We start from the raw sequence: 6,750 nt of genomic DNA on the forward strand, positions 1-6,750 counted from the left end.
TCAAAGATTATTATTTTTTAAAAGCAACGCCTTTCTTCGTGATTCCAATAATATTGGTTGGCGTAATGTGCTCTATTTTATTCCACACTTTTATCTTGTTAGTTGGATATTCGCATATATTAGAAATATTCTTAGAAGAGAACAAAGCAATAATCACAAGGAATATTCTGAGCTAAACAATCTCATTCTGCAAATTTATAAAATCAAAAGACAACGAGAAAAAGCACAACACAGAATTAGCATTTGTATTAATAAAATTCTTCATAATAAGGTGTATTGCTAATGATTGTTCCAGATTTCACATTTTTTGCTGCTGCATACATATCCAATATGCCTCCCATGACATTTTCAGTTGTTGCCGAACAAGAAACGCGGGACAATATCTATGTAACAGATGATAAAGATAACTTGTTCTATCAATCATCTCAGTTTAAGGAAACAATCGCAACAGTTAAACAGAGCGAACATAATTTTAACATAATTTTAGGGCAAATTGATGTTGGAAATGTGAAATTGTTTTCTCTTTTTGATGCGTTTGATTTTTGCAGAAATATTACAGCTGTACAAAGCGCTTTAACTTACTGCTATGAACAAACAACATCAAAGTGCATCTTTGAAAAAGCGACTTTGCAGTCTGTGCTGAATTTTTACAATACAGAAAACTCAAACCATACCCGTATGCAAAAAATTACTTCATATATTGGAGTAAAAGCTGCTGTACGAGGAAATGAAGGCTTGCAGGAGCCTATAAAGCTTAAAAAAGAAGAACCAGAACAGACAACTAAAGTAGATTCTCTTCCTCTCTCTTCAAAAGGAGAGGAAGATGCATTTACACATAAAGAAAGTAGCGCCCACGATGCTTTTTCAGCTGAAGATTTTTCTTCATCGAGAAGATCGCTGAGTGATGACTGATATTTTCACGAAACCCCAGAATTTTGATAGGATATTATAATGAAAAGTAGATAAGAAAATGTTAAAGCTCTAATTAGTAAGATTGAACAAAATCTCTTCTAATTGAGGGCAAAGATAATGAAAATGATAGAACAAAACAGCGTTGATATAGCATTTAGTCAAAAAGCAGCACGTGAGATTACAGTCGTGATGCTTTCAGAAAGAGAATGGTATTTCACGTTTATTTCCGATGATCCAATCACCGGAAAGCCAAATAAATATACGTTACTTACACAAAGAGGAAAACTAAGAACTTGGGCTGATCCAAAATATCTTTTTAAGTTTCTTCATGAACGAGGGGTCATTTGTGGGAGTTTTAATCTTAATCAGGATAAAGAACATGAAACAATTAAATATTCTTCACACAACAGCTCGTAATAAAATTGCTGCATTGTCTGCAGCTTTAACTGTATTTTTTATGGCTAGTTCTGCTCATGCACAAGCCCAAGTGAAAACTTTACAAAATGCGAAGACAGCTCTAACAGATTTACAGACAGATTTAAAAGTGATTATCCCTATCGCTGCTGCCGTTATACTGTTGTGCTTAGCAATTGGCTATGCAGGGCGCTACATCGGAAAAGACACATTTGTACGGTGGGCAATCGGTGTTGTCATCGCAGGTTCTGCAACTCAACTTGTTACTCTGCTATTTAAAACAGCGTAATAATGGCATCAATTATAAATACAATATGTTTATTTATATAAAAATATTATCTAGATTTTAATAAGAGTGAAATATGCAAAAGTTAATTAGTATTCAATCAAAAAGTAACAACAAAATCATCGCAATTTCTGCTGCTATGACTGCATTCTTTATGAATAATTCTGCTTATGCACAACAAGCAACCATTTTAAAAAATGCAGAGAACGCTCTAAAGGATTTACAGGGCGATATTCAAAAGATTATACCTATTGCTGCTGCTATTATACTGTTGTGCTTAGCAATTGGTTATGCAGGACGCTACATCGGAAAAGACACATTTGTACGGTGGGCAATCGGTGTTGTCATTGCAGGTTCTGCAGCCCAGCTTGTTACTCTGCTATTTAAGCCATAATGGCGCTAATTATAAAATACAATATGTTTGTTTATATAGAAATATTATCTAGATTTTAATAAGAGTGAAATATGCAAAAGTTAATTAGTATTCAATCGAAAAGTAACAACAAAATCATCGCATTTTCTGCTGCTGTGACTGCATTCTTTATAAATAGTTCTTCTCATGCACAAGCCGCAAAAACTTTAACAAATGCAAAAAATGCTCTAACAGAGTTACAGACAGACTTAAAAGTGATTATCCCTATCGCTGCTGCCGTTATACTGTTGTGCTTAGCAATTGGTTATGCAGGACGCTACATCGGAAAAGATACTTTTGTACGTTGGGCAATCGGGGTCGTTATTGCAGGTTCAGCAACCCAACTTGTTTCACTGCTATTTAAAACAACATAATAATGGTATCAATTAAAAATAATATAACACGATACGTTTATACGATAGACAATCAGTATTATTATCGTGCCATCTACAACCAAAGTTAATGCAATATTATTGAAAGGTAATTAAAGGTAATTCATGAATCATGTATAATACGTAATGTTTTTAATATCCATCGATTATAGGTGTGTACTAGTAATAATGTAGCCATACTGAAAAAAGGAATATTAATTATAGCAACTTTAATTAAAAGGGGATAAAGGATATGAAACAATCAAATACGTTTCAAGCGAAGTCGTGCAACAGGATTAATGTTATTATCATCACTTCAATGATGTTATTAATAACGCAATCTGCATATGCTCAGACGGAAACAGAGAGCCTGGATGCTTTCATAGGAATGCAATATGGATTAAGTATACTTATTCCTATCGTCGCCATCATTATTCTTTTATTTCTTTTGCTTATTTATATATTTCGCATCATCGCAAGAGCTACATTTATACGATGGGCCTTCAGCGTCATTATTGCTGGTGCAGCCTTTTATATTAGCCACATATTATTTCACCTCCACTGACAAGAGCACCCCATGAAATCACAAGAACAAAAAGAATTCCCCCTATTCAAAGGAGCAACACGTGTTCCAACGATATGGGGTGTCCCCATGATGCCATTTATCGTTATGGTTATGGGGGTCGCTGTTATTGCCATGACAGTAAGTATCTTTTTGTGGATTATGGCACCTCCGTTATGGTTCATTATGGTGCAAATTACTAAAAACGATGATAAGGCGTTTCGTATCTGGTGGTTATGGATCGATACTAAATTTCGCAATCGCAACAAAGGTTTTTGGGGCGCATCAAGTTATAGTCCCTCTGATTATAGTAAAAGGAGATAAACATGACAGCTGTTGAAAGCAGCAAACGCCTTGCATCAGAGGCACCTGTAAGCCTGTTTCTGCCTTATTCACATCATATTACAGATACGATTATTTCTACTAAAAATGCGGAATATTTGTCAATTTGGAAAATTGACGGGCGTTCACATCAAAGCGCTTCAGAAGAAGATATTTTTCAATGGGTAAAAGAGCTTAACAATACTCTACGGGGTATTGCATCGGCCAATTTATCATTTTGGACGCATATTGTGCGCCGCCGTGTTTATGAATATCCTGATTCAACATTTGATCAAATGTTTTGCTATCAGCTTGATGAAAAATATCGACAAAGCTTTACTGGTTATAATTTGATGGTCAATGATTTATATCTGACTGTCATTTTTCAACCGATAGCGGATAAAATTATGTCGTTCTTTTCTAAGCATGAACGTGAAACGCTTGATCAAAAAAAGATGCGACAAGACACATGTATCAAAGAACTCAATGACATCAATCGTACTTTAGGCCAATCTTTAAACCGTTACGGTGCAGAACTTCTTGGTGCTTATGAAAAAAATGGGCATGTTTATTCTTCTGCACTTGAATTCCTTGGAATGCTTGTCAATGGTGAATATCGCCCTATGCCAATTTGCCATGACCGTTTTGCTGACTATATGTCTGTCAATCGACCTTTTTTCTCAAAATGGGGCGCTCTTGGTGAACTGCGAACAACCAGTGGAATGCGTCGATTTGGAATGCTGGAAATTAAAGAATATGATGCAACAACCAAACCAGGACAATTGAATGTTTTGTTGGAAAGTGACTTCGAGTTCGTATTGACGCAGAGCTTTTCAGTTCTCTCCCGACATGCTGCTAAAGACTATTTACAACGGCATCAGCGTAATCTGATTGATGCACGAGATGTGGCAACGAGCCAAATTGAACAAATTGACGAAGCACTAAACCAGCTTATCAGTGGTCATTTTGTCATGGGAGAACATCACTGCACATTGACGATCTATGGTGATACAATTCAACAAGTTCGCGACCATATGGCCAAAGCAAGTGCAGCATTACTAGACGTTGCAGTACTACCCAAACCTGTAGACTTAGCGATAGAGGCTGGCTATTGGGCACAACTTCCTGGCAATTGGAAATGGAGACCGCGTCCTGCTCCGATTACATCATTGAACTTTTTATCATTTTCATCTTTTCATAATTTTATGTCAGGAAAACCCACTGGCAACCCATGGGGGCCAGCCGTCACAATTCTTAAAACAACCAGTAAAACACCGCTTTATTTCAACTTTCATGCCTCCAAACTTGAAGAGGACTCAACAGATAAACGTTTGCTCGGTAATACCGCACTTATCGGACAATCTGGTTCTGGTAAAACCGTGTTACTTGGCTTTTTGTTAGCACAAGCACAAAAATTTAAGCCGACAACTGTTGTTTTTGATAAAGATCGTGGCATGGAAGTTGCCATTCGAGCGATGGGTGGAAAATATTTAACATTCAAGCCAGGTAGAAAAAGTGGTTTCAATCCTTTCCAACTCCCACCCACACAAGAAAATCTTATTTTTCTGAAACAATTTGTTAAAAAATTGGCAGAAGCTGGTGGTGAAGTCACGCATCACGACGAAGAAGAAATTAACAAAGCCGTTATGTCTGTTATGAGTGCTAACATTGACCGATCACTCCGTCGTTTGTCCTTTCTAGTACAATTTTTACCAAATCCACGTTTAAGTGATTATAATGCTCACCCATCTGTTCATGCTCGCTTACTAAAATGGTGTGAAGGTGGTGATTATGGGTGGTTGTTTGATAATCCCCATGATGCTCTTGATCTCTCAACACACCAAATTTACGGTTTTGATATCACGGAATTCTTAGATAATTTTGAAACTCGCACTCCAGTGATGATGTATTTGCTTTACCGCACAGAAGGCATGATTAGCGGACAGCGATTTATGTATATCTTTGACGAGTTTTGGAAGCCTTTGCAAGATCCGTACTTTGAGGATTTAGCGAAAAATAAACAAAAGACTATCCGTAAACAAAATGGTATTTTTGTTTATGCAACACAAGAGCCTAGCGATGCCTTGGAAAGTAATATTGCCAAAACACTCATTCAACAGTGTGCAACTTACATTTTTCTAGCCAATCCCAAAGCAAATTATGAAGATTATACAAAAGGCTTTAAACTAACAGATGCCGAATTTGAACTCGTTAAAGGACTTGGTGAGTTTAGTCGCCAATTCCTCATTAAGCAGGGTGATCAATCTGCGCTTGCAGAACTGAATCTTGGTAAATTCCATCTGACACGCGATGGAAAAACCATCGAACACGACTTTAGTGACGAGCTCTTGGTGTTATCAGGAACGCCTGATAACGCAGAGTTAGCCGAAAGCATTATCGCAGAAGTTGGTGATGATCCAGCAATATGGTTGCCAATTTTCTTACAGCACGCAAAAAATGACAGGAGGGAAACATGAAAAAAAAGGTCATTTCAATAGTAGTTGTAATAACTTTAGGGATTTCAAACCCAGCGATGGCTTGGGTTTGGGGCGCTGGGGCGGCGGATTTGGGAGCATCAGTCCCAACGACGTGGCCCAATTTTTTTGGAAAGTCATCTTCAAATAGATCAAAGCCTAAAAAAACTCCACAGGAAAAGAAAGCGCCACCTGATGCCCAACTTCTCGATATGCTAAAAAAACAACTTGAGGAAACAAAAAAGATACACGAATCTATAACGGGAAGCCAAAAATTCGACACTAAAAAGCTTAAAAATGTACAAACAGATCACAGTAGCTTTTTTCTCAAAAATCCAGAGAATCTCTACAATAGAAATAAAACTTCTGCTCTATCTACATCACTTGAAAATATTTTAAAAGAAGAAGAAATTCCTGTAACTATCCATGAATCTAGCAGTTTTATCAACAAGCGCATCCAATATGCAGCCATCACTGATAAAGCCGTAAGTTTAAAAACTTTTCAAGAAGCAAACAATCGTTTTCAGCAAATTGAAGAACTATTAAAAGAAATCACGACAACAAAAGATCTAAAAAGTATTGCCGAGTTACAAGCACATATAATTGGAATGCTTGCTATGCTACAAAATGAAACAGCAAAACTACAAATGGTTACACATTTACGCAATGCTGAACATACACTTATCAAACAACAGAAAGATAAGCATAACATAAAAATTTTGAATAGTAAAAACACGAAAATGCCTACCATAAGATTTATTAGGTAAAGCTTTTATAATAACATTTTGTATATTATTTCCCTGTATGCTCGTAAAAAGAAAAAGTTAATGCGTAATACTCAATTTTCTCTCATAGATCAAAAAGGTCTACGAAGTTTAATTTTATCCTTAAAAAGTTCAACGAAAAATGCTTAAAAATCATATAAAAAGTTGAAAATTCATTAAAGAGGAATTCCATGGACTTTACAGTGTTCACGCAACTTTTCAATAAAATTGATC

Annotated in this window: 9 protein-coding genes; all 9 read left to right on the forward strand. The window is 36.3% G+C overall.

What is annotated here, in order from left to right; all coding sequences use genetic code 11:
• Window positions 1-282 precede the first annotated feature (282 nt).
• The gene (locus tag ACFIM8_RS03600; protein WP_375606604.1) at window positions 283-912 is read left to right on the forward strand and encodes a TrwN protein; all 630 of its coding nucleotides are present in this window, start codon (window positions 283-285) and stop codon (window positions 910-912) included.
• Window positions 913-1,029: 117 nt separating this feature from the next.
• A complete protein-coding gene (gene korA, locus ACFIM8_RS03605; protein ID WP_015857010.1) occupies window positions 1,030-1,329 on the forward strand; it encodes a KorA family transcriptional regulator in 300 nt (99 codons plus the stop codon).
• The gene (trwL, locus tag ACFIM8_RS03610) at window positions 1,292-1,615 is read left to right on the forward strand and encodes a VirB2 family type IV secretion system major pilin TrwL (RefSeq protein WP_375606605.1); all 324 of its coding nucleotides are present in this window, start codon (window positions 1,292-1,294) and stop codon (window positions 1,613-1,615) included. Before korA ends, trwL (ACFIM8_RS03610) begins: the two co-directional genes overlap by 38 nt.
• Window positions 1,616-1,688: 73 nt before the next feature.
• Window positions 1,689-2,006, forward strand: coding sequence for a VirB2 family type IV secretion system major pilin TrwL (gene trwL / locus ACFIM8_RS03615; protein WP_375606606.1), 318 nt, complete (start codon window positions 1,689-1,691; stop codon window positions 2,004-2,006).
• Window positions 2,007-2,077: 71 nt separating this feature from the next.
• Entirely contained in the window at window positions 2,078-2,398 is a 321-nt protein-coding gene (gene trwL, locus ACFIM8_RS03620) for a VirB2 family type IV secretion system major pilin TrwL (protein WP_375606607.1), read from the forward strand.
• A gap of 250 nt (window positions 2,399-2,648) precedes the next feature.
• Window positions 2,649-2,960, forward strand: a complete 312-nt coding sequence (locus ACFIM8_RS03625; protein ID WP_375606608.1) for a conjugal transfer protein — start codon at window positions 2,649-2,651, stop codon at window positions 2,958-2,960.
• Between the two features lie 12 nt (window positions 2,961-2,972).
• Window positions 2,973-3,281: a type IV secretion system protein VirB3 gene (locus tag ACFIM8_RS03630; protein WP_375606609.1), complete on the forward strand. Its 309-nt coding sequence runs from the start codon at window positions 2,973-2,975 to the stop codon at window positions 3,279-3,281.
• A 2-nt stretch (window positions 3,282-3,283) separates the two neighbouring features.
• Window positions 3,284-5,755 carry a VirB4 family type IV secretion/conjugal transfer ATPase gene (locus ACFIM8_RS03635; protein WP_375606610.1) on the forward strand — a complete coding sequence of 824 codons (2,472 nt, stop codon included), beginning with the start codon at window positions 3,284-3,286 and terminating at the stop codon, window positions 5,753-5,755.
• Entirely contained in the window at window positions 5,752-6,519 is a 768-nt protein-coding gene (locus ACFIM8_RS03640; protein WP_375606611.1) for a type IV secretion system protein, read from the forward strand. The genes ACFIM8_RS03635 and ACFIM8_RS03640 overlap by 4 nt, the downstream gene beginning before the upstream one ends.
• Window positions 6,520-6,750: the final 231 nt, after the last annotated feature.

Origin of the sequence: Bartonella sp. AC535YNZD, from assembly GCF_042196625.1 — a bacterium.
Lineage (GTDB): Bacteria > Pseudomonadota > Alphaproteobacteria > Rhizobiales > Rhizobiaceae > Bartonella.

Coding starts and splice junctions, on each gene's coding strand:
- ACFIM8_RS03600 (WP_375606604.1), top strand. CDS start 283: ATGATTGTTCCAGATTTCACATTTTTTGCTGCTGCATACATATCCAAT.
- korA (WP_015857010.1), top strand. CDS start 1,030: ATGAAAATGATAGAACAAAACAGCGTTGATATAGCATTTAGTCAAAAA.
- trwL (WP_375606605.1), top strand. CDS start 1,292: ATGAAACAATTAAATATTCTTCACACAACAGCTCGTAATAAAATTGCT.
- trwL (WP_375606606.1), top strand. CDS start 1,689: ATGCAAAAGTTAATTAGTATTCAATCAAAAAGTAACAACAAAATCATC.
- trwL (WP_375606607.1), top strand. CDS start 2,078: ATGCAAAAGTTAATTAGTATTCAATCGAAAAGTAACAACAAAATCATC.
- ACFIM8_RS03625 (WP_375606608.1), top strand. CDS start 2,649: ATGAAACAATCAAATACGTTTCAAGCGAAGTCGTGCAACAGGATTAAT.
- ACFIM8_RS03630 (WP_375606609.1), top strand. CDS start 2,973: ATGAAATCACAAGAACAAAAAGAATTCCCCCTATTCAAAGGAGCAACA.
- ACFIM8_RS03635 (WP_375606610.1), top strand. CDS start 3,284: ATGACAGCTGTTGAAAGCAGCAAACGCCTTGCATCAGAGGCACCTGTA.
- ACFIM8_RS03640 (WP_375606611.1), top strand. CDS start 5,752: ATGAAAAAAAAGGTCATTTCAATAGTAGTTGTAATAACTTTAGGGATT.